The sequence below is a fragment of the Arcanobacterium haemolyticum DSM 20595 genome (genome assembly GCF_000092365.1).
Classification (GTDB): domain Bacteria; phylum Actinomycetota; class Actinomycetes; order Actinomycetales; family Actinomycetaceae; genus Arcanobacterium; species Arcanobacterium haemolyticum.
In genome coordinates this window covers 1,143,523-1,165,522 of sequence record NC_014218.1, presented here as the reverse complement: position 1 = coordinate 1,165,522, position 22,000 = coordinate 1,143,523, and the positions used below count along the sequence as shown (strand labels likewise).

At 52.3% G+C, this 22,000-nt stretch carries 14 protein-coding genes; 11 read left to right on the top strand and 3 right to left on the bottom strand.

Going from position 1 to position 22,000, the window contains the following annotated elements:
* Positions 1-7: 7 nt before the first annotated feature.
* Entirely contained in the window at positions 8-253 is a 246-nt protein-coding gene (locus tag ARCH_RS05225; RefSeq protein WP_013170245.1) for a type B 50S ribosomal protein L31, read from the bottom strand.
* Between the two features lie 170 nt (positions 254-423).
* Between ARCH_RS05225 and ARCH_RS05220 the strand changes: the two genes are divergently transcribed.
* The 10 genes from ARCH_RS05220 to lysX all read left to right on the top strand — a co-directional run bounded on the left by ARCH_RS05220 (position 424) and on the right by lysX (position 15,008).
* Positions 424-2,010, top strand: a complete 1,587-nt coding sequence (locus ARCH_RS05220; RefSeq protein ID WP_013170244.1) for a Na+/H+ antiporter NhaC family protein — start codon at positions 424-426, stop codon at positions 2,008-2,010.
* Between the two features lie 74 nt (positions 2,011-2,084).
* Complete coding sequence (locus ARCH_RS05215; RefSeq protein WP_013170243.1) at positions 2,085-2,807, top strand: hypothetical protein; 723 nt, start codon at positions 2,085-2,087, stop codon at positions 2,805-2,807.
* A gap of 397 nt (positions 2,808-3,204) precedes the next feature.
* Positions 3,205-4,455 (top strand): dihydroorotase, encoded by a 1,251-nt coding sequence (locus ARCH_RS05210; protein ID WP_111724898.1) that lies wholly within the window; start codon positions 3,205-3,207, stop codon positions 4,453-4,455.
* 23 nt (positions 4,456-4,478) lie between these two features.
* Positions 4,479-7,670, top strand: a complete 3,192-nt coding sequence (carB, locus tag ARCH_RS05205) for a carbamoyl-phosphate synthase large subunit (RefSeq protein ID WP_013170240.1) — start codon at positions 4,479-4,481, stop codon at positions 7,668-7,670.
* A 5-nt stretch (positions 7,671-7,675) separates the two neighbouring features.
* A complete protein-coding gene (locus ARCH_RS05200) occupies positions 7,676-8,431 on the top strand; it encodes a dihydroorotate dehydrogenase electron transfer subunit (RefSeq protein ID WP_013170239.1) in 756 nt (251 codons plus the stop codon).
* Positions 8,431-9,354 (top strand): dihydroorotate dehydrogenase, encoded by a 924-nt coding sequence (locus ARCH_RS05195; protein ID WP_013170238.1) that lies wholly within the window; start codon positions 8,431-8,433, stop codon positions 9,352-9,354. The genes ARCH_RS05200 and ARCH_RS05195 overlap by 1 nt, the downstream gene beginning before the upstream one ends.
* Before the next feature lie 2 nt (positions 9,355-9,356).
* Positions 9,357-10,055: an orotidine-5'-phosphate decarboxylase gene (gene pyrF / locus ARCH_RS05190; RefSeq protein WP_013170237.1), complete on the top strand. Its 699-nt coding sequence runs from the start codon at positions 9,357-9,359 to the stop codon at positions 10,053-10,055.
* Positions 10,052-10,696: an orotate phosphoribosyltransferase gene (gene pyrE, locus ARCH_RS05185; protein ID WP_013170236.1), complete on the top strand. Its 645-nt coding sequence runs from the start codon at positions 10,052-10,054 to the stop codon at positions 10,694-10,696. Before pyrF ends, pyrE begins: the two co-directional genes overlap by 4 nt.
* 4 nt (positions 10,697-10,700) lie before the next feature.
* The gene (pyrB, locus tag ARCH_RS05180) at positions 10,701-11,783 is read left to right on the top strand and encodes an aspartate carbamoyltransferase (protein WP_013170235.1); all 1,083 of its coding nucleotides are present in this window, start codon (positions 10,701-10,703) and stop codon (positions 11,781-11,783) included.
* 36 nt (positions 11,784-11,819) lie between these two features.
* The gene (gene lysX / locus ARCH_RS05175; RefSeq protein ID WP_013170234.1) at positions 11,820-15,008 is read left to right on the top strand and encodes a bifunctional lysylphosphatidylglycerol synthetase/lysine--tRNA ligase LysX; all 3,189 of its coding nucleotides are present in this window, start codon (positions 11,820-11,822) and stop codon (positions 15,006-15,008) included.
* Here the strand turns inward: lysX and ARCH_RS05170 are convergent.
* On the bottom strand, positions 14,992-15,621 hold the full coding sequence (locus ARCH_RS05170; protein ID WP_013170233.1) for an alpha/beta fold hydrolase: 630 nt from the start codon (positions 15,619-15,621) through the stop codon (positions 14,992-14,994). The two genes, lysX and ARCH_RS05170, sit on opposite strands and share 17 nt — an antisense overlap.
* Positions 15,584-16,183, bottom strand: a complete 600-nt coding sequence (locus ARCH_RS05165) for a DUF998 domain-containing protein (protein ID WP_041640375.1) — start codon at positions 16,181-16,183, stop codon at positions 15,584-15,586. Before ARCH_RS05165 ends, ARCH_RS05170 begins: the two co-directional genes overlap by 38 nt.
* 287 nt (positions 16,184-16,470) lie before the next feature.
* Here ARCH_RS05165 and ARCH_RS09375 point away from each other — a divergent pair, with 287 nt between their 5' ends.
* On the top strand, positions 16,471-21,819 hold the full coding sequence (locus ARCH_RS09375; RefSeq protein WP_013170231.1) for a S8 family serine peptidase: 5,349 nt from the start codon (positions 16,471-16,473) through the stop codon (positions 21,817-21,819).
* The last annotated feature ends 181 nt before the right edge of the window (positions 21,820-22,000 follow it).

Genomic DNA, 22,000 nt, shown 5'->3' with positions numbered 1-22,000 from the left:
AGCAGTCTTACTTGCGGCCGTATCGGCGGTTGAACTTTTCAACCTGACCGGCCGTATCGAGGATGCGGCGCTGACCCGTGTAGAACGGATGTGACGCATTAGATACTTCGATGTCAATCACTGGGTAGGTGTTGCCATCTTCCCATTCCACGGTGTTCTCTGACGTGAGTGTGGAGCGTGTTAGGAACATGTAGTTTGCGGAGCGATCGCGGTACACAACTGGGTGATAATCAGGGTGAATGCCCTTCTTCATATTTCCTCCTTGGGACGTATCTTGAACGCTCCAACAATACAGCTAACGATAAACATTCTCAATAGCTAGTGTCTCACAAGCTGAAAACTTAGGCTTTCTCACTGGCGCGCGCTATCTAAGTATGGTCTAATCGGTTGCTACTAGTAACAACTACCTGAAAGGAGACGTCCATGATTGAGGTATACCCGTTTCTGACCTTAGTTCCGCCGATTGTTGCGATAGTACTGGTGATCTGGACTAAGAAGGTGATCGTCTCCTTACTGGCCGGTATTGTTACCGCTGCGTTCTTTACGGCAGACGCATCGTTGACCAAAACTGCATCCCTCATCTGGTCTGTATTTTCTGGCCTGTTCTGGGATAGTGAAAAAGGTCAAGTTAACCAGTATTACGTGCTGATCTTGGTGTTTTTGCTTGTGTTAGGCGTCATTACGTCACTTGTGCTGATGGCAGGTGGAACGTCCGCATTTTCGACGTGGACGTCCACTCGCATCCGCACCGGAAAAGGAGCCCAGAAACTTGCTGCCGGTTTAGGTACAGCAATTTTCGTTGACGATTATTTCAACGCACTTGCAGTTGGGCAAGTAGCTCGTCCAGTTTCGGATCAACATCGCGTATCTCGCGCTAAACTGGCGTATTTGATCGATTCGTCGTCGGCGCCTGTGGCCGTTCTTGCTCCGTTTTCTTCTTGGGGTGCATCGATCATCGGCATCATGGCTCCGATCGTTACGGCGGTGGGCTTGAACGTTTCAGAAGCCGGGGCCTTTTTACGTGCTGCTGGCATGAATTACTACGCGATCGCGGCCATCGTTTTACTGTGGATTACTGTTTCGTGGGATCTTAACCTTGGAGCTATGCGTGGCGAAGAACGCCGAGCCCGCGAAACCGGTCACGTCTATGATCTGCAGATTTCAGTGCCAGGGCAGCTAACAGACAATCTGCCTAAGCATGAACCTGGTGCTCGCCGAGCGTTGATTGTTCCGTTCGTTTTCCTTGTTGTTGGCGTGTTGGCTGGAATCGTGATCACGGGGCATCAGGCTTCGCAGTCATGGTCACTGCTTTCTATTTTGGCAGAAACAAACGTTGCTGTATCACTGAACATTGGTGGCATGAGTGGCTTGGTTGCCGCGATTTATTACTACGTTCGTTACACGCATAACGACGACGATTTCACGGGACGCACGTTCGTTCACGGCGTTGTTGAAGGCGGCAGGTCAATGCTCCCGGCTATCGAGATTCTGTTGTGTGCCTGGGTTCTTGGCGGTTTGATTTCTCAGCTCGGCACTGGTGAATATGTTGGGCAGCTTGTTCAGGCGGCTAACCTGCCTCCGATGTGGCTGGTTCCAATCATGTTTGTTGCAGCTGGCGCGATGGCGTTTGCAACCGGAACTTCATGGGGTTCATTTGGTATTTTGTTGCCGCTTGCAGGCGATATTTTAGGGTCTGTTCCTGGAGGCGCAGGTGTATTGCTGGCTGCTTTCGGTGCCGTTCTTGCTGGCGCCGTGTGGGGCGATCACTGCTCTCCGATTTCGGACACGACGATCCTTTCTTCTACCGGCGCTGGATGTAACCACATCGTTCATGTGAATACACAGTTGCCATATGCTCTGCTGGGTGCTGGCTCTGCATTTGTTGGATATGTGGCCTTGGCGCTCACAGGTTCTGGAATTATTGGGTTGGTTGTCACGCTGGTTGTTTTACTCTTCATGTCATTCGCTATTCGGGTTCGTTTCCCGTTGACAACAGCACATATCGATTAAAGGACTATTGTTACTTCGCTATTGTCCGGTATATTGAATTCCTGTTTGTTGTCATGAAGGGATTTAAGAGAATCATGTCTGAAAATCTAGACCCGCAAGAGATGAATAAGCCTCAACCATCACAAGGGCCTGCGATACGCGCGTTGAAACAACTCCCAGAAGTGTGGATGCACATGTGGCATGGGCGTACCACAGAGCTGTTTTCAGCTATTTTTGCTAAGCCTTTCTTTGCATGGGTTGTGGCCGGTATCTATGTGGTGGCGTATGCGTTGCCAGCATCATTACTGATGGCACGCTATATTCCAGGGCCATCGGCATTCGCTTCGTTCAATTCTCCCGAACGTTTGCTAGGCAGTTTGCTGTTTTCCGAAGGCCACTATTTCTTGATGACTTTTGGTGAATGGTTTGCTGTTTTCCTATGCCTCATCATCGGCACTATTGCGAGTATTGCTTTGCGAGTGGCCACATTGATGGCGGTGTTCATAGTACGTGGTGCAAAGATAAGTTTTGTTCGAGGCCTGACTCTCTACACAGTAGCCCTAGCACCTGTGATGGTTTTATTCCCGATTCTTCTTCTCATTGCATTTTTACCGCTATCAAAGCTGATGATCTTCTTGATGATCGTCATTGGTCTTTTGGCGGTGATCGCATCGATTTTTGGGGAATTGTTGCTTTATGTGGGTATCAACCGTGAAGCCCAGATGGAGAAATCGCCGGCTCTTCCATATGCAGTTGCTACAGTTGCGTGGATCGTCTTGTCGTTTACCTTCAGCGCTATGATTTTGCCAAGCTTCTAAAACGAAGATTCTAGACGCCACGGGGCGGCAGGGGAATCCCTGCCGCCCCGTACGCAAGCCGATAGTCATGATGAAGACTGAATCTCATCATCTGATGTACTGCGCGCCACATCGTGAACATGAGGTTGTGTCTGTAGAGCTCTGCCTGCTACAGTTACTTCAGCCCAAAATGAGCGCACGTTATGTGCGCAATTTTTATGAGGGAAGGAGTGAAAGTGAGTAACAATGCGATACGTCTTTCTTCTTTCTTTTCTTGGTTATTTTTCTCTTCCTGGATCCCCACATCATCGTGGAAGCCAGGAATGATCCGTTTTGACATTCGTTTTTATTTCTCGTTTAAGCCTTGGTTTTTGAACCAAGGCTTTTTTGTACCCTCATTCACCCAGCGGAAGGCACAATGATGAACCTGGTATCGACTATCGAACAGTGCAACAACGACGCGATGTTAAATCCACGCCTCCTCGAACAGATCCGGCAAGCACAAGAAGCTGGCACAGTATCGCAGAACGTCGTTGTATTCCCGGGGTTTTGTGATGTGCACGTCCACTTCCGTGAACCCGGCCAAACCTACAAGGAAACGATCGCTACAGGATCCCTTGCAGCAGCACGCGGCGGATTCACCACTGTGGGTGCGATGCCAAACCTTGATCCGGTGCCAGATTCACGTGAAGCGTTGGCACTAGAAGAAGCGGCGATTGAACGTGATTCGCTCATTGAAACGCTACCGTACGCTTCCGTGACCAAGAATGAAGCAGGCCAGGAACTCAGCGATATTACTGAGCTTGCGCCGCGTGTGGTGGGGTTTTCTGACGACGGGCATGGGGTTGATAACCGCGATCTAATGAAAGAAGCACTCAAGCTTCTTACCGAATCGAACAGCGTTGTGGCCGTTCATGCCGAAGCTGGTGACATTCGCCCGGCGCATTCATGTATCAACGATGGTCCATATGCTGCCGCTCACGGACTGATCGGTATCCCTAAAGAAGCTGAATATGCACAGATCGAACGCGATATTCAGATGCTGCGGGAACTGGCAGAAGAAGGCCTGAAACCGGCCTACCATGTGTGCCACATCTCCTGTGGAGAATCTGCAGATCTCATTCGCCAAGCTCGCAGTGAAGGACTCAATATCAGTTGCGAAACAGCCATGCACTATCTTCTTGTTGACGAATCGATGATCGAAGATAACGGCCGTTTCAAGATGAACCCGCCACTGCGCGAACCACACGATCGCCAAGCACTTATTGACGCTTTGCTTGACGGAACAGTAGATATGATCGCCACCGATCATGCACCACATTCCGCCGAAGAAAAGGCACACGGCCTGTCCGGATCATCATTCGGCGTGGTTGGCATCGAAATCTCTTTCCCGCTCTTCTACACGAAGTTTGTAGATACTGGGCTTGTCAGCCTTGAACGCGCCGTCGAACTCTTTACCACTGCAGGCCGTGAACGTTTCAACATCCCCGCACGCTCCACCGACTTTACGGTGTGGGATCTGGATGCGCAGTACACGATCGATCCAGCCGAATTCGTCTCCCTCGGCAGGGCCACCCCGTTCGCCGGTTGGAACGTGAAAGGCCGTTGCCTAGCCACGATTTTTGACGGAACCACCGTCTACAACGCATTAACCGCAACCACCGAATAAGCCAACGATAGAGGAGAACACTCATGCCAAAGAACACCACAATCAAAACAGTCCTCATTATCGGCTCAGGCCCAATCGTGATAGGTCAAGCAGCTGAATTCGATTACGCGGGAACCCAGGCCTGCTTGGCATTGAAAGAAGAAGGATACCGAGTGATCCTAGTTAACTCTAACCCAGCCACGATCATGACCGATTCTGATGTGGCAGATCGCGTGTACATGGAACCACTCACCCTGGAATACGTTGCCAAAATTATCCGCAAGGAACGCCCGGACGCGATCGTCCCCGGCATCGGCGGCCAAACCGGCCTGAACCTTGCCATGCAACTAGAAAAGAAGGGGATCCTAGCCGAATGCGGTGTCCAGCTACTCGGCACCCCCTCCGAATCGATCGAACGCGCCGAAGATCGAGAACAGTTCAAGCAACTGTGTGAATCGATAGGCGAACCAGTTATCGCATCCGACATTGCCTACACGGTAGAAGAAGCGCTTGCCGCGGCAGAACGAATTGGCTATCCAGTTGTGCTTCGCCCAGCATTCACACTTGGCGGAACCGGTGGCGGATTCGCACATTCGCCTGAAGAACTCACCGAAATGATGGTGAACGCACTCCATCTTTCGCCAGTCCACCAAGTCCTGATCGAAAAATCGATTGTAGGCTACAAGGAAATCGAATTTGAAGTCATGCGCGATGCAAGCGATCATACGATCTGCATTTGCTCTATGGAAAACATCGATCCAGTAGGCGTACACACGGGTGACTCCGTCGTCGTCGCCCCTGCACTCTCACTCAACGAATCTGACCTGGAGATGCTCAAACAATCCGCCTTCAAACTCATCCGGTCACTCAAAATCGAAGGTGGCTGCAACGTCCAATTTGCACTCAACCCAACCACGTCGGAATACTTCCTCATCGAAGTCAACCCGCGCGTGTCGCGTTCGTCCGCACTCGCATCGAAAGCATCGGGATACCCAATCGCGCGCGTCACCGCGAAAGTTGCGCTAGGACTCCACCTGTCAGAAATCCCGGTGGCCGGAACGGTAGCCAGCGCGGATCCAGAACTGGACTACATCGTAGCCAAATTCCCACGCTTCCCATTCGATAAATTCACGGACGCGCCAAACCTGCTCGGAACGCAAATGAAAGCAACCGGCGAAGTGATGGGAATCGGCTCCAACTTAGAAGAATGCCTGCTCAAATCGGTACGTTCGCTAGAAATTGGAGTTGACCACCTCGATACCACAAGCATCACGGAGATGTCCGATACGCAACTGTGGGAGTACGTGCGCGACTTCCGCTCTGATACGATCTTCGCAATCGTCGAACTGATCCGCCGGGGAGCAGACCTCACCGAACTTCACAAAGCCACGCTGGTCACGCCGCTCTTCCTCGAATCGTTCGCCTCCATCGTAGAAATGGAACGCACACTCGCCAACAACCCAGGCGATATCGAAACCCTACGCGTCGCGAAAACCATGGGCTTTGCCGATAGCGTGATCGCACGCCTGTGGAACACCACCGAAGAAGCCATCTACGCAACCCGCACAGGCGCCGGAATCGTGCCGGCCTTCCGCATGGTCGATACGCTCAAATCCGGAGCATACGTGCCATACTTCTATTCTTCCTACAGCGCCACCAACGATTCACGCATCACAGACCGCAAAAAAGTGATCGTCATCGGCGCAGGACCAATCCGAATCGGGCAAGGCGTGGAATTCGATTACTCATCCGTACACGCCATCAAAACCATCCGAGACGCCGGCTACGAAGCCATCATCATCAACGACAACCCAGAAACTGTCTCCACAGATTACACCACGGCAGATAAGCTCTACTTCGAACCACTCACGGTGGAAGACGTACTCAACATCGTGGATCACGAACAACCAATTGGCGTGATCACATCGCTCGGTGGGCAAACAGCCATCAATCTTGCTGGCCCGCTGGCAGCCCGCGGCGTCACACTTCTTGGAACATCGCTAGAAGCAATCAACCGTGCGGAAGACCGCGACGAATTCGAACGTCTCCTCTCCACCCTCAACATCCCACAAGCCCCGGGCAAGGCCGTGACGAACGTGGAAGATGGAATCGCCGTGGCCGCCGAAGTTGGCTACCCAGTTCTGGTGCGGCCATCGTTCGTGCTGGGTGGGCGTGCCATGCGAATCGTGGGATCGGATGAGCAGCTGCACCATTACCTCTCACAAGGCCTGGAGATCGATACGGATCGCCCAGTACTGGTGGACAAGTATATTTCCGGAAAAGAGCTGGAAGTTGATGCGATCTGTGACGGCCAGGACGTGTTTGTGCCAGGCATCATGGAACTTGTAGAACATACGGGCGTTCATTCGGGCGATTCGATCTCCGTATACCCAACCTTTTCGGTGTCGAACAAAGTCAAGGGCGATATTCTGGCCTACACGAAGGCGCTGGGGAAGGCGATCGGAATCGTTGGCTTGTTCAACGTGCAGTTTATTGTGGACGAGGACGAAAAGGTGTACATCATCGAAGTGAACCCGCGTTCGTCCCGCACGGTCCCCTTCCTCTCTAAGGTGACGGGCTACGGCCTCCCAGCCATCGCCACCCGTGTGATCTTGGGGGTTTCGTTGAAAGAACAGGGCATATTCGAACTTTACCCAGACGAACGTGACCGCTACTTTGTGAAGGCCCCGGTGTTCTCCTTCAACAAGATCAAGGGCCTGGATGCTTACCTTTCGCCAGAAATGAAGTCAACCGGCGAAGCGATAGGGTACGACGACGAACTCAACCGTGCCCTCTACAAGGCCCTCCAAGCTGCGGGCATGACATTGTTGAACTACGGCACGGTTTTGGCCACGATCGCGGATAAGGATAAGGATGCCAGCTTGGCTCTGATCCGCCGTTTTTACGATTTAGGGTTCAATATTGCGGCAACGAAGGGGACGGCCGCTTATCTGAAAGAACATGGGATTCGCACCCGCGTGTTGTCGAAGATATCTGAAGGGTCTACGGAGATTATCGACGCGATCGAATCGGGGCATGTTTCCTACATTATAAACACGCAGGATGTGGGGGAGTCCTCCAAGACATCCGATGGTGCCCAGATTCGTGCGAAGGCATCAGAATTTTCTGCCACTCTCCTTACGTCGCTAGAAACGGTGGGCGTACTGCTGGATGTGTTAGAGGAGATCACCTTGAACGTCTCCACAATCGACGCCCCACGCCGCCAAGGAGTCTGAACGCCATGACGAATCTTCGTGGAGACGCCCGCGTGGTTGCGAACGAACCATTGACGGAACAGATTTATCGCCTTCGGTTCGAATGCGCCGGTTTCGAACAGGCATATCCGGGCCAGTTCGTGAACGTGAGCATTCCGGGTTTTTTCTTGCGGCGCCCGTTGGCTATCGCGGATTGTGAGTGGTGTGATGGCCGCGCGATCGTGAGCGTGATTATTGCCAAGGTGGGTGCTGGCACACGGGCGCTCGCGGAGATTGCAGTGGGTTCTGTGATTGACGTGTTGGGCCCGTTGGGGCACGGCTTTGATATGAGTTGCGTGGGGGATCGCCCGGTGTTGATTGGTGGCGGTTCGGGGATTCCTCCGTTGTATTTTGCGGCGAAGGCTGCGGTTGCGCAGGGGGCGCGGCCGCAGGTGGTGCTGGGTTTTCGGACGGCGAGCGCGGTTTATGCGGCGGATGAGTTTGCCGCGTTGGGGTGTGACGTGAGTGTGACTACTGAGGACGGTTCGTTCGGCGTGCGAGGGTATGTGACGGCCGCGTTGCCACAGGATACCCGGCAGGTTTTGGCGTGTGGCCCAGAAGGCATGTTGCGTTCTCTAAAAGCGCAGGTGAGTGGGCATCTTCAGGTGAGTTTGGAGAGTCACATGGGGTGCGGTTTTGGTGCGTGTTTGGGTTGTAGTGTGCCCACGGTTCGCGGGTTGGAGCGCGTGTGCGTGGAAGGCCCAGTTTTCGATGGCGCTGACGTTCTTGAGGAGGTTGCGTGATGAATCGCTTGAGCGTATCGCTGTGCGGGATCGATTTAGATAACCCCGTGATGGGAGCATCTGGAACGTTCGGTTTTGGGGCTGAGTTTGCTGCGTTGTGGGACATTAACGAATTGGGAACCTTTTCGTTTAAGGGGACGACGGCGGAGCCGCGCCACGGAAAAGCTCAGCCACGGATTGCCGAGGCGCCGGGCGGGATGCTGAATGCTATCGGTTTGGCCAACCCGGGTGTGGATGCGGTAGTGGCGCACGAGTTGCCCGCCATGAAGTCGTACTTCCATAAACCTGTGATGGCGAATGTGGCGGGCTTTTCGATTGCTGAATATAAGCATGTGGCCGCCACACTGGATGCGGTGGAGAATGTGGGCTGGTTGGAGATCAACGTTTCTTGCCCAAATGTTCACGACGGCGGAAAGACGTTTGCTGATTCGCCCGAATCGGCGGCGGAGGTATGCGCAGAGATTAAGAGCGTTACGTCTAAGCCAGTCATTATGAAGCTCTCACCTAACTCATCGCGCGTGGTTGAGATTGCCCAAGCGTGTGAGGTTGCCGGAGCCGATGCGTTGAGTCTGATTAACACGTTCGTGGGAATGCGGTTGAACCTACGTACGGGCGCGCCGATTTTGGCGAACCGCACGGGAGGGGTGTCCGGCCCAGGAGTGTTCCCGATGGCAATTCGCTTGATATGGGATGTGAGCCACGCGGTGAACATTCCCATCATTGGAATCGGGGGAGTACAAAGTGCGGCAGACGTGCTGGAAATGATGCACGCTGGAGCCACTGCTGTGCAAGTAGGAACAGCCAACTTGATCGATCCATACGCCTGCCACACGATTATTCGCGATCTACCAGGGGAGATGAACCGCAACGGGATCTCTTCACTTCGTGACTTAGTAAAGAAATACGAGAAAGGAATCAACTAACGATGAACCGTGACGTCATTATTGCGTGCGATTTCGATTCAGCACAGACGCTGATCGAATTTTTAGACCTCTTCACTGAAGAAAAACCCTTCGTGAAATTCGGAATGGAAATATTTTATTCTGCCGGGGCGCAACTAGTTCGCGACGTGAAGAAGCGCGGACACAAAATCTTCCTTGATCTCAAACTCCATGACATTCCACAAACTGTTCACAAAACAATGCGGGTCCTTTCCGGACTAGACGTGGATATGACAAACCTTCATTGTGCTGGCGGAATAGCCATGATGGAAGCGGCACGTAACGGGCTTACCCGTGACGATGGCACACGGCCGCTCCTGATAGGAGTCACCCAACTTACCTCAACCAGCCAAGCCACACTCGAAAACGAACTCCTCATCAAAGAACCGGTTGCTGACGTAGTAGCAACATACGCACGCAACGCCAAAAGCGCAGGACTCGACGGCGTGGTCTGCTCTCCACTCGAATCCGGAATCGTCCACAACAAACTCGGTTCATCCTTTCTCACAGTCACACCCGGTATCCGATTCGCAGACTCTACCAAAGACGATCAATGCCGAATTACCACACCAGAAGGCGCCAAAGAACTCGGCTCCAACATGATCGTTGTGGGCCGCCCAATCACCCAAGCCATCGATCCAGTTGCCGCTTACACCCGTTGCGTAAAGGAATTTTGCTCATGAACACCGCACAAACAGTCGCCCACTCACTGCTCGCTATCAAAGCAGTATTCCTACGCCCGAACGAACCATTCACATGGGCATCCGGTATTAAAAGCCCAATCTACACAGACAACCGCCTAGTCCTCACCGCCCCGGCACAGCGCAACCTTATCGAAGAAGCACTCGCTGAACGCATCCGCACACACTTCCCAGAAGCAGAAGTTCTCATGGGAACCGCCACCGCAGGAATAGCACACGCGGCGCTCGCGGCAGATCGGCTCGGGCTTCCCATGGGATACGTGCGATCCTCTGCTAAGGATCACGGCCGTACCAACAGGATTGAAGGCAAACTCGAACCAGGTGCGAAGGTCGTGGTTGTTGAAGACCTGATCTCAACCGCAGGCTCGGTTATCGACGTAGTAAATGCGTTGCGCGATGCTGGTGGCCACGTTTGCGGTATCGTAGCTCTCTTCACATACGGAATGGAGGCGGCCAGCGAAGCGCTGGCCGCCTCCCGCACCACATTAACCACGCTCACCACATTTGACGACGTTATTGACGCCGCTGTTGCCACCGGCCAGATTCACGCAACCGATATTCCGCGTTTGCGTGCATTCCGTGACAACCCGCGCGATGAATCGTGGATGAACGAACAGGAGTAAACCAATGCGTAGCATCATCGATATTGCCGATCTTTCCATCGAAGAAATCAATCACCTCATTGCCACGGCTCACGCCATGATCGAGCGGCCAGAAGAATATCAAAGTGCCGCAGCTCGTAGGATCCTTGCCACCTTGTTCTACGAACCATCCACCCGCACCCGGCTCAGTTTCGAATCAGCCATGTACGGACTTGGCGGGCAGGTTATCTCAGTACCATCGGCAAGCAACTCATCGGCGTCGAAAGGTGAATCGATTGCCGATACACTCGCCGTAGTCTCTAATTATGCGGATATTGTGGCGATTCGGCATCCGAACGATGGGGCAGCACTAGTAGCCGCTCAAGCGGCAAACATCCCCGTCATCAACGCAGGTGACGGCGGACATTTCCACCCTACTCAAACCCTAGCCGATCTACTCACCATCGAACGAGCATTCGGGCGCCTGTCTGGCCTTGCAATCGTGGTGGTCGGAGACCTGCTCTACGGCCGCACCGTTCACTCTCTCCTCCACGCTATGATGCGTTATCCAGATAATCGATTCATCATGGTTAGCCCACCCGAACTCGCGCTCCCACACGAATTCGTAACGAACCTACGTGAGGCGGGCAACGACGTCGTGCAAACAACGTCCCTCAACGAAGCACTACCTGAAGCCGACGTCATCTATATGACCCGCGTCCAACGCGAACGCTTCACAGACCCAACGCAATACGAACGCCTCAAAGGCGCCTACGAACTTACCCCGAAAGAAATGACACAGGCACCCGAAAACGCGATCGTCATGCATCCACTCCCACGTGTGGGCGAAATCTCTCCCGCCGTAGATAAGGATCCGCGAGCACGCTATTTTGAACAAACTTATAACGGAAAAATGATGCGCTCCGCGCTCATCTATCATCTGCTCAACGATAGTGAAAATGATACACATGCCCTGGAACGTCCCGAAATGTCACGTTCGAAACTGGAAAAAACACTCACCTGTTCCAACACACGATGCGTGACACACGTAGAACGCGGCCTCGCCACACGATCCATCAACGGAACGTCCCAATGCGCATATTGCGACTACACGTTACAGCCATGTTGACAATGTTCGCTTCCAATCTCTATTAAAATCGATGACATGGTTGAAAAAACACGTTTCCAACGATCATCGCTGATCCTCATAACAACACAAATATCGGCACTTTGGTTATTTGTGGGGCTACTTTTACGGCATGTGGCACCACATTTTGTTGAACGTGTTGATTTTTTCTTTGTATTCATCGCCCTTCCCGGATATCCAACGCTCTTCATCACACTGTTGATGATTATCCTCACCTCGGGAATGCTTCGAGGGCATCGTGCCGCCCTCATTTTCTACCTCATAGTGATCCAAGTCCCCACGTTCATTAACGGTCTCGAAAATCTATGGCTAATATACGGTACGTTCAGCCCTACGCCATTCCCTGTTGTAGCAGAAATCATGAGCAACACTCTCTTCTCGCTCGCATACATATGTGTAGGATTCTGGTCTCTTAAAGAATTCCCGATGCGAGTACGTGGGCGCTGGATCCTCGCCTTCGGCATACTCGTTGGCAGCATAATAGTGTCTACACTCATAGCCTGGGCATTACTCTCATTTTCGCCGATGCACGCCGAAAGTCACCTATTCGAAACCGCCCTTAATACAGCGTTAGGGCTTTCGCCAGATGATCTGGCCGAACGCGGCCAATACTGGGCTCCACCAGCCGTCCGCGTTATTTCAGGAATCATATCCGCCGGCGGTCTCTATATCGCACTGATCGTGTTGCTAAAGTCTGCAAAAGTGCCATCAGTCAGTTCTGAAGAACACATGATGATCCGGCGGCTCCTCCTGGATCCGCCATCGCCAGATTCTTTAGGCTATTTCGCAACGCGATATGACAGAAACGTTGTGGCATCGCCAGATCAGAAAGCTGCTGTGACGTACCGTGTAGTCAACGGTGTGTGCTTGGCTGCCGGCGATCCAATCGGTGATCCGGCATCCTGGAAAGCTGCGATTAAAGAGTGGCGTGCCCATGCCCGGAAGAATTCGTGGGTGGTGGCCGCCGTATCTGCGTCAGAAGCCGGTGCGCGAGCATACAAGAGTGCCAGCCTAAATGCGATCCCGCTGGGTGATGAGACGATCATCGACGTGGCCGATTTTCATGTGAAAGATTTGCCTGATGTTCGGCGCGCGCTGAGCGCCCCGAACCGTGCGGGCTACACTGTGAAAGTTCGCCGTCAAAGTTCGATTCCAGCTGATGAACTTATCGAGCTCTCATTACGTGCAGATGCGTGGCGTGTAGGTGATGAACGTGGTTTTACGATGGCGTCGGAACGTGTAGGGGATCCGCGTGATTTCCGTAGCGTGATCGTCACAGCCCACGATGCCGATGGTCATCCTGTTGGAATCTTGACGTTTGCTCCGTGGGGTTTGCATGGTCTATCGCTGGATGTGATGCGGCGTTCGCCGGATGCCGTTTCTGGCGTGACTGAATTCATGGTGGCCTCTTTGGCTCAAGAAGCCCAAAACATGGGCATCGAACAGATTTCACTTAACTTTGTGGTGATGCGCGAAACTATTGAACGTGGTGCCAAAGTCGGTGCCAGCCCACGTGAACGCTTCGCGCTCAAGTTCTTGATGTTCACCTCCCGCTGGTGGCAGATTTATTCACTCTACAGATCGAATGTGAAGTACCGGCCCCGCTGGCAGACGCGCTATTTGTGCGTCGATAACGCATTCTTCACTGCTCGTACGCTGATCGCATACGCCACGGCAGAAGGCTTCTTGCCGTCGATTTCACGCTACTTCCCGCCGGTTGGTGATCCACACGAGATTATTGAATTAGAAAAATCACTCATTCATCAGGACGTTCCAGAACCACGGATTCCGGAACAGCGCCGGGTTCGACGCCGCAAACTCGTAGAATTTGAACAAGGCGGAGGGATCGGGTATCCAGTTAGTGTGCCACGTACACACTCCATCGCCGATGCGGTGAATATGGAGGCAGGCCACATGTCCTTGACCGGCCGTGTTCACCACGTTCGTGATTACGGTGGTGTTGTGTTTGCCGATATCGTGGAAGAACACGCTCACATCCAGGTGATTTTCGAACGAAGTGCAGGGGAGGCGTGGGCAACGTTCCGGGCTTGTGTGAATCGTGGTGATCTGGTTTCGGTTACTGGTGATCTTGGCGCATCGCATTCTGGCACATTTTCGCTCCTTGGCGAATCGTGGGCTATGGCTGCCAAATCACTGGTACCTATGCCAAAAATCCCGCTCACAAACCCGCACCTTCGTGCCAAACTACGGCACATCGATTATGCGATGAATCCACAGGCTTATAACTTGTTCCGTGCTCGGGCACAGGTGGTTGCCTATGTTCGTCAGACTCTGTACGCGCAAGGCTACTTGGAAGCCGAAACCCCTATTTTGCAAACAATCCACGGTGGTGCGAACGCCCGCCCGTTCCGCACGCACATCCGCGCCTATGATCAGGCGCTCACCTTGCGTATTGCTCCAGAGCTTTACCTTAAACGCCTGGTGGTTGGTGGTACGCCGAAAGTATTTGAGATCGGCCGAAACTTCCGTAATGAAGGTGTGGACGCCACACACAATCCTGAATTCACTTCACTTGAAGCGTATGAAGCATACGGAGATTGGGATACGATGCGTGTTTTAACGGAAGAATTGTTCCGTGGGGCTGCTACCGCGATTCATGGCAAGCCAGAAATCGTGGCAGAAGACGGCACGGTTCTAGATCTCTCCCAGCCTTGGCCAGTTGTTTCAGTATTCGATGCCGTGTCTGAAGCTGTAGGACGCACGATTGTTCCAGGCTCCACTATTGCAGAGTATGCGGACCTGTGTGAACGTTACGAAATCGAAGCAGAAACAGTGGGACAGCTTGTTACTGAGCTGTATGATGAGTTGATTGAATCGTCTACGGTATTTCCAACGTTCTACACAGGATTCCCGGTAGAAACTTCGCCTTTGACGATGGCCGATCCAGATAATCCGCACATTGCTCAACGTTGGGACCTGGTGGGATTGGGAATGGAGCTAGGCACAGCTTATACAGAGTTGGCTCATCCACTTGAACAACGAGCCCGCTTCACACAGCAGTCTCTGTTGGCCGCCGGTGGTGATCCTGAGGCAATGGAAATCGACGAACCGTTCTTAACTGCGCTTGAATTCGGTATGCCTCCAACGGGTGGTTTGGGAATTGGCATGGATCGGATGGTTATGTTCTTAACCGGCACAACGATCCGTGACGTTCTTGCTTTCCCATTTGTTAAACCTGAGAAATAAACGGCCACACAAGCTCTGGGTGCGTTAAAGGGAAGAGATGCCCTTCGCCCCAGAGCTTGTGCGTTGGTGCGTTCAGGATCTGGCCGAGTTGATCTTGCTCAGTGAGGAAACGCCGTTCGCTCCCATTTCCTGCGCCCACAAGGATCTGTGTAGGTACCTCTAGTTGCGTATCTTTTAGTAGTTTTGCTACCCGGTGTTCGACTATTGACGCCGTTGCAGACTGTTCGTACAAGAACTTCACGTTTTCTTTTCCACGGTAGCGTTGTTGAATAACAGCACGATCTACGAATGGGGTAAAGGCCAGTGGAATAAAAGGCGACGCTATCTGAGAAATAAGCGAAGAAAACCGGGGGCTGTGTAATTGTGTGTGTAACGCAGGGAAGGTTGGATCTAACAGGATCAGTGCGTTTATTCGCTCAGGAAATTGAAGTGCCCACTCCAGAGCAACCAGCCCGCCAAGTGAATGGCCGATGAGCGTAACTTGTTCAGGGGAGTCAAACTCAAAATCTGCATGAGTCCACGAATGACCCCACGGATCATAGATGGATACGTGGGGTTGATATGCGGCATAAAGTTCAGGTGCGAGTGCTAATCCGGGAATCAGTAATACCATAAGGGCGCAACACACTTCCTGCGAACATTAAAATCGCGCATGAAAAGAACACTTGGATTCGTTGCGGATAACCGACTGGGTACCCGCCAAAATTACAGATCGTCACAACCACAGTAAAGAAAATGTAAAGCATCGATACTCCAGCGATTACTGACGTATTAGGCTGTAAGAAGCGCCCACGATATGCCATCAACAGCGTTAACAGGGCAACAGCACACAATGCGATATTGGCAATCGCGGATGCCACCATGTGTGCGGTTAATCCAGTTTGTTCACAATAGCTGAGGGATTCGGCGCATTTTAACGGTAGCGTTACATCAAACACGGTAGCGATTGCGAACACGGAATACCCAATAGCGATGAGAATCTGGACTTTGTTCCATAGGGTAAAAACTTCCGCTAAACAGATGATACCTGACAGAACTAGAGCAGCCGATAAAAGATCGGCTGTAGCGAAAACTAACCGGTAGGGGCTATCGCGCGCAAAGTATTCAGATAGATAACTGGACGCGGGATCAAGTGGAAAATTAAAGACAGCTTCTATCAAAAACGATGCATACATGAGGCCACTGATTACGCATAGCCACAAGCCGAGTCGATAGACGTGCGATGAGGGACTAATAGTAACCACCTGCGATACATCAATGTTAGAAACGTAGTTACTCTAGCTTAGCAGAGGAACCAAAGGCTCACACCAACAAAATGTATAAAAGAAATACTATGACTTTAGTAAGTCAATGTCAATGTTTAGAGGAAATCTATAAAAGAATCGTTCATAATATGATATCCGCTAGTCAGGGAAAAGTAAATCTGGTTTGGTTGTAGTGCTGATAAACATAAGGAGGCATAATGAGGCGATTATTTTCCTCAGTTGCATTCGCATCGGTGGTGAGCATATCTCTAGGTCTTGCCCCGTGTGCGACGGCGAGTCCATTCGTCGAAAAGCCGCACTCCGCCGGTAGCGAGTTATCGTTCCATGACATGGAAGAAATACTTGGGCGGAGTGCAACGGCCGAATCAAAGCGGGCTCGCGTGCTGGTTATGCTTAAAGACCAGGAATTCGATCCATCTGAATCATCAGAAGAAAAGCATATTGAGACTCAAGAAGAGCTACTGTCACGCTGGCAGAAGAAATATGGCTTAAAAGTTCGCCGCCAGCTTGGGTACCTCGTTAACGGTTTCTCGGCGGACATGCCCGTGAAGAAAATGGCTGCGTTGCAGAATGAACCACGAGTATCGTCGGTTAAATTCGAACGCACCTATGCTCGTGCAGAACACAATGCCCGCCAGATGGAAGGCGTTCCACAAGCTTATGAACGCCATGGTTTAGACGGTACTGGTGTTGTCGTTTCGATTATCGATTCGGGTATCGATCCAACGCACAAGGATCTCAAGTTCACCGATGAAGATTGTAAGAAAGCCAAGCTCAAGCCTGACACAAAGCACAGCATTTTCACCTGCAAGGTGCCAACAGGTTACAACTTTGCTGATGAGAACTTTGAGATTACGGACAAGAATAAGTCGGAGCATGGTCAACACGTCTCTGGCATCGTTGCCGCGAACGGGTCGGCACACGGCAAGGCCGACGTCGTCGAAAATCAAAGTTTCGACGGCGTTGCACCTAAAGCGCAACTCTTGGCCATGAAAGTTTTCTCCAACAAACCTGATTCGCGGGCAAGCGATTCGGACTTGATCGCGGCGATTGAAAAATCGGTCAAACTCAAGGCAGACATCATCAATATGTCGCTCGGTTCGGCAAACGGAAATCGTAACGCATCCGATGGCGTATTCCGCGCAATCAAGAAGGCGCGCGAAGCCGGCGTGATGGTAGTTGTTGCTGCCGGAAACGAAGGCCTGAACTTCTCCGAAAACGGGGATACGAACGATACTCGTGGGCAACTAGACGACGGCACGCTCGGATCGCCAGCCGCTGATACGGGCGCGTTCGCTGTGGCTTCCCTTGATAATGCGGTGCAAGTGCTTCCTTTGGCCAAATGGAAGAAGAAGGATGGCAAGGAAGAAAACCTCATCCACAAGACTTCCACCGGCAAACCGGACAACACAGAACATACGATCGTGGACTTTGGGTACGGTGGAGCAGGGGAGTTCACTCCCGAAAAGAAAGCCCAAGTCAAGGGAAACATCGCGCTCATTCAGCGCGGTAAAGAAAAATTCTCTGACATGTTCAAGCGTGCCATCGATGAAGCGGGCGCTATCGGGGTTCTCGTCTACAACGATGAAAAGCGCGGCGAAGAATTCATTGGCATGGGCGGCGTAGAAAAGTACACCCAGTTTTCGGCATCAACCTACCATTCAGTTGGCGTGAAGATTGCTGAAGCAATCAAGCAGGGTGAAGTCAAAGTGACGTTCACTGACAAACGCCAGCTGGTTGACTATGCGGGGAAGAAGCACCTTCGTCCGTCGTCGTTCACCTCCTGGGGCCCAACCCCAACGCTCGATTTTGCGCCGCATATCGCAGGTATCGGCGGCGAAGTCTTCTCTACGTTGAATAAGGATCGCTACGCATCGGATTCTGGTACGTCGATGGCTGCGCCAAACGTGTCCGGACTTTCTGCGCTCCTGTGGCAGCATTTCACGAAGCAGAACCCGAAGATGTCTCGTGTGGACATCGTGAAGCGGATTCGTACCGCGCTCATGAACACGGCCCAGATTCCTACTAACGAACAGAACGTTCCGTACGCACCACGTCAGGTGGGTGCGGGTCTTGCTCGCGTTGATAACGCTGCGGAAGCGAATGTTACCGCCACCGTTGACGGCGAACCGTTCGTTTCTTTGGGCGAACTGAGTGGGCCAAAATCGTTCACCGTTACGCTTCACAACCACGGTTCGATGGCCGCAGTTTATTCAGTTCCAGCGCAGCGCGTTGTGAATGAAACGAACGGGGTGAATGAAAAGACAACGACGTTCGTGGCAACTAAAGAATCCCTGACCGCTGATCGTGACTCGGTAGTTATCCAGCCGGGAGCCGAAGAAAAAATTACGTTCACCGTGTCTCCCGCCGTGGGAACTGACCACTATATTGAAGGCTGGGCAGAGCTCAAGGGAACCCAGGTTCCAGATCTTGCGATTCCGTACCTCGGATTCGTGGGCAACTGGAACAAGGAAGCGATCATCGCTCCGGCAGGCGAACAGTGGGGCGATCCAGTGAAGGTTAAGGCCTCTACTGTTCTTGCTACCTTGCGCGAAGATTCAGCAGTGCCACTGACTGAAGTGCAGGATCTTGCAGAAAACAAGGACAACAAGCGTGACCTTTCGTTGTGGATCTCTCCAAACGGTGATCAGATGCAGGACGTGGTGTTCCCACAGATGTTGATCCGCCGCAACGCCGCCGACGTCGAATACTCGGTAACGAGCGAGGACGGAAAGTTCAAGCAAACCACCGGAAAGCAGCAGGATCTGCGCCGCCCGCAACTCAAGCACGCAGTTGAACCGGGAGCAACTCGCGAAGACATCCTCTTCACCGCGGGAGCATACGGGTTCGACGGCAAGATCTATGATAAGAAAAACGTCAAGTACACAGTTGTTCCCGATGGTAAGTATGTTTTCCATATCAAGTCGCGCGTGTCAGAAAAGCACCCTTGGCAAGAAGTGAAACTTCCATTTGGCGTCGATACATCGGTTCCAAAGATCACGATTGGTGAGTATGACGGCGAATACGTGAACTTTGATGTTGTTGATGAAGGTTCAGGAATTCAGGTCAAGCCGATCGCGGAAACTGATCGCGCGGTGAACATCGTCTCTGAACGTATTAACGAATCGGATACTCACTTCCGTGTGAAGGTTGGGAAAGACGCTAAATACGTGGCCATCACGGCAGGCGATATGGCTGCAAACGTTGCACGCGAACACAAGATTTTGCATGATGACAAGCTGGCTATTGCCTTCGAAACTGCGATGACGAAAAAACTTATCGGTGACGTCACGCCATTCGTTGTGAAGTACGGTGAACCTGCTGGGCCTAAGGCAGTTATCAGCGGTTACGTTGCGCCTGAAGTTGATAGTCTGACCGTCAACGGCAAGAACGTTGAGATTGATAAGCATCACTTCGAAACTCTTGCACCTCTCACGGTGGGGGAGAACAAGATCGAGGTCAAGGCGTTTGATAAAACCGGTAAGGTGCTTAAGTCGATTGTTCTGACTCCGTATTATGACAACGTTGCTCCAACTCTTAAGATCACGGAACGTAAGATCGACGGAAATAAGGCCACTATTTCGGGTACTATCGCGGATAACAGTGACCTAGCCGAATTGAGCGTTATTGCTAATGGGCAGAACGCTACCTTGAGCGACGATGTGACCAAGAACAGTAAGACGTTCACTGTAACGGTTGACTTCGATGAGGAAACTCAAGAAATCACCGTTGTTGGATCTGACGGCGGAAACCGTACTACCAAGACGGTATCTGTGACTGGTGACTTTACGCCTGATCCGGCAGGACCAGGTGGTCCAGGTGTGCCGCCGCCACCTCCGCCGTTGCCAGGTGGACCAGGCGTACCACCTCCACCGCCACTTCCGCCGGGAGGCTTCACGTCATTTAGTGCAAACCTTCCAAAGATTGACAACGCTACCTGTGGTCAGAACATCCCAGTGTGTGCTGTTCCAAACACCACGCCAGATTATGATCGTGCCACGAAGACGTTCACGTTGCGCGGCACGGTGAACGCAGGAACTGTGGCCAAACTTCAACTCGTACCATCCGGAGATGATCGTGACGGTGTGATGGCTGAAGGTAAACCATTTGTTGCGACAATCCAGAAAGACGGAAAGTTCGCTCTTCCTGTTCACGCAGAAACTGGCCAGAATCATTACCGGCTTGAACTGTTTGTTGCAGGGGAAAAGGAACCTGTTCGCACGAAGGCGCAATCCTTCAAGCTACTCATTGATGTCAACGTTCCAACAGTCACGTTCAGCGAACCGAACGTGATTGCAGGATCGATCTTCACTAACCAGGACGCTGTTACCTTTACTGGAAAGGTTTCCGATGATGGCTGGGGATACAAGTTCCTCATCAACAAGGACACGGTTGAAGAGCGCGAAAACGAAGCAGGCCACGGGCCAGAATCGAACGAACGCGAATTCACCTACCCAGTGAAGGTAGAAGACGGCGATAAGGTACTCGTCACGGTCATCGATCGTTTCGGCAACCAAATCCTTGGTGTTTATCCGGTAGTTGTGGATAAGGACGCCCCCGTCGTCGGCTTCACTCAAGAAAAGCAACCGGTGGTGGACGGACGTCGTCTTGAAAGCGACGCCACAATCGTTACCAAGGCTGAAGATAAAAATCTGCGCGGGTTCACGCTCTCAGTTGTGGACCACAAAGGCAAGCAAATCTTCACCGATACCCAATATTCCGACGTTGAAATGACAGAAAAGAAGCCAGAAGAACTCATGGCAGACGTACGTGAGATCCGAAAGGAAGCACTGGCTCGCTCGGCTGAAAAGAAGCGTCTGGAAGAAAAGGAAACCGAAACTGGTGACAAGGCGGCCGAGCAGCCAAAGGATGAAGTCGTTGTTTCTGGAAGCAAAGCGACCGTGACTGCACGCGAACTCGCAATTCCGTTCGCCGTAGACAAACTGCCAGCAGGAAACTACGCAATGACCGCAACCGCAACCGACCTGGCAGGAAACCAAACCGTTTCCTCCGTCAGTATCGTTGTGGATCGAATCCCAACCATCAAGGGTCCTGAATCGGTAGACGTTACGGTAGCGAAGAGCCAACTAGCGAAATTCGCAACCATTGGTGAACAGGTGTTTTCCCACTACACAATCGACGACGACGGGGTAGCAGACCTTCTCGGAACCGGTGGCGTAGAGGGCGAAACTGAACTACAGTTCGCGTCTGGAACCGAGTTCAAGGAAGGCGCTAATACTGTGACAATCCGTGCGGTGCAACCAAACGGTCTTGAATCCTCACGCGTTATCGCCGTCAAGGTGACCATCGATGACTCGAAGGATACTCAACCGGATTCTTCCAATAATGGTGGGGAAGAAGACCGCACTCCGGGAACACAAGGCGGGAACTCCGATCGACCCGGGCGCACGATTCCAGTTCCACCTACCCAGGTGGCCTCTGCTGGTAAGGCTTTGGCTGCCACCGGTACCGTTGCAGGAGCATTGGGCCTTGTGGCCATGGCGTTCATTGCTGCTGGAGCTGTTATTGCGCGGCGGCGGGCTTAATGTGAGGCTATAGGAAATGCCTGCAATTTCATAGGGAATACGGCACGGCCTCCAACATACGTGGAGGGCGTGCCGTATTCCCATATTTTGTGCAGGTGTTCGATTTTTATGGTCCGGCGCGGGGTATAGCGGTTCGGCGGAAATACGGCCAATTTTTACCCGGCGTGACCGAACCTCGTAG

What these genes read in the sequence shown, in the direction of transcription:
- ARCH_RS05225 (WP_013170245.1), bottom strand. Translation starts at nt 253, where the DNA reads ATGAAGAAGGGCATTCACCCTGATTATCACCCAGTTGTGTACCGCGAT.
- ARCH_RS05220 (WP_013170244.1), top strand. Translation starts at nt 424, where the DNA reads ATGATTGAGGTATACCCGTTTCTGACCTTAGTTCCGCCGATTGTTGCG.
- ARCH_RS05215 (WP_013170243.1), top strand. Translation starts at nt 2,085, where the DNA reads ATGTCTGAAAATCTAGACCCGCAAGAGATGAATAAGCCTCAACCATCA.
- ARCH_RS05210 (WP_111724898.1), top strand. Translation starts at nt 3,205, where the DNA reads ATGATGAACCTGGTATCGACTATCGAACAGTGCAACAACGACGCGATG.
- carB (WP_013170240.1), top strand. Translation starts at nt 4,479, where the DNA reads ATGCCAAAGAACACCACAATCAAAACAGTCCTCATTATCGGCTCAGGC.
- ARCH_RS05200 (WP_013170239.1), top strand. Translation starts at nt 7,676, where the DNA reads ATGACGAATCTTCGTGGAGACGCCCGCGTGGTTGCGAACGAACCATTG.
- ARCH_RS05195 (WP_013170238.1), top strand. Translation starts at nt 8,431, where the DNA reads ATGAATCGCTTGAGCGTATCGCTGTGCGGGATCGATTTAGATAACCCC.
- pyrF (WP_013170237.1), top strand. Translation starts at nt 9,357, where the DNA reads ATGAACCGTGACGTCATTATTGCGTGCGATTTCGATTCAGCACAGACG.
- pyrE (WP_013170236.1), top strand. Translation starts at nt 10,052, where the DNA reads ATGAACACCGCACAAACAGTCGCCCACTCACTGCTCGCTATCAAAGCA.
- pyrB (WP_013170235.1), top strand. Translation starts at nt 10,701, where the DNA reads ATGCGTAGCATCATCGATATTGCCGATCTTTCCATCGAAGAAATCAAT.
- lysX (WP_013170234.1), top strand. Translation starts at nt 11,820, where the DNA reads ATGGTTGAAAAAACACGTTTCCAACGATCATCGCTGATCCTCATAACA.
- ARCH_RS05170 (WP_013170233.1), bottom strand. Translation starts at nt 15,621, where the DNA reads ATGGTATTACTGATTCCCGGATTAGCACTCGCACCTGAACTTTATGCC.
- ARCH_RS05165 (WP_041640375.1), bottom strand. Translation starts at nt 16,183, where the DNA reads ATGTATGCATCGTTTTTGATAGAAGCTGTCTTTAATTTTCCACTTGAT.
- ARCH_RS09375 (WP_013170231.1), top strand. Translation starts at nt 16,471, where the DNA reads ATGAGGCGATTATTTTCCTCAGTTGCATTCGCATCGGTGGTGAGCATA.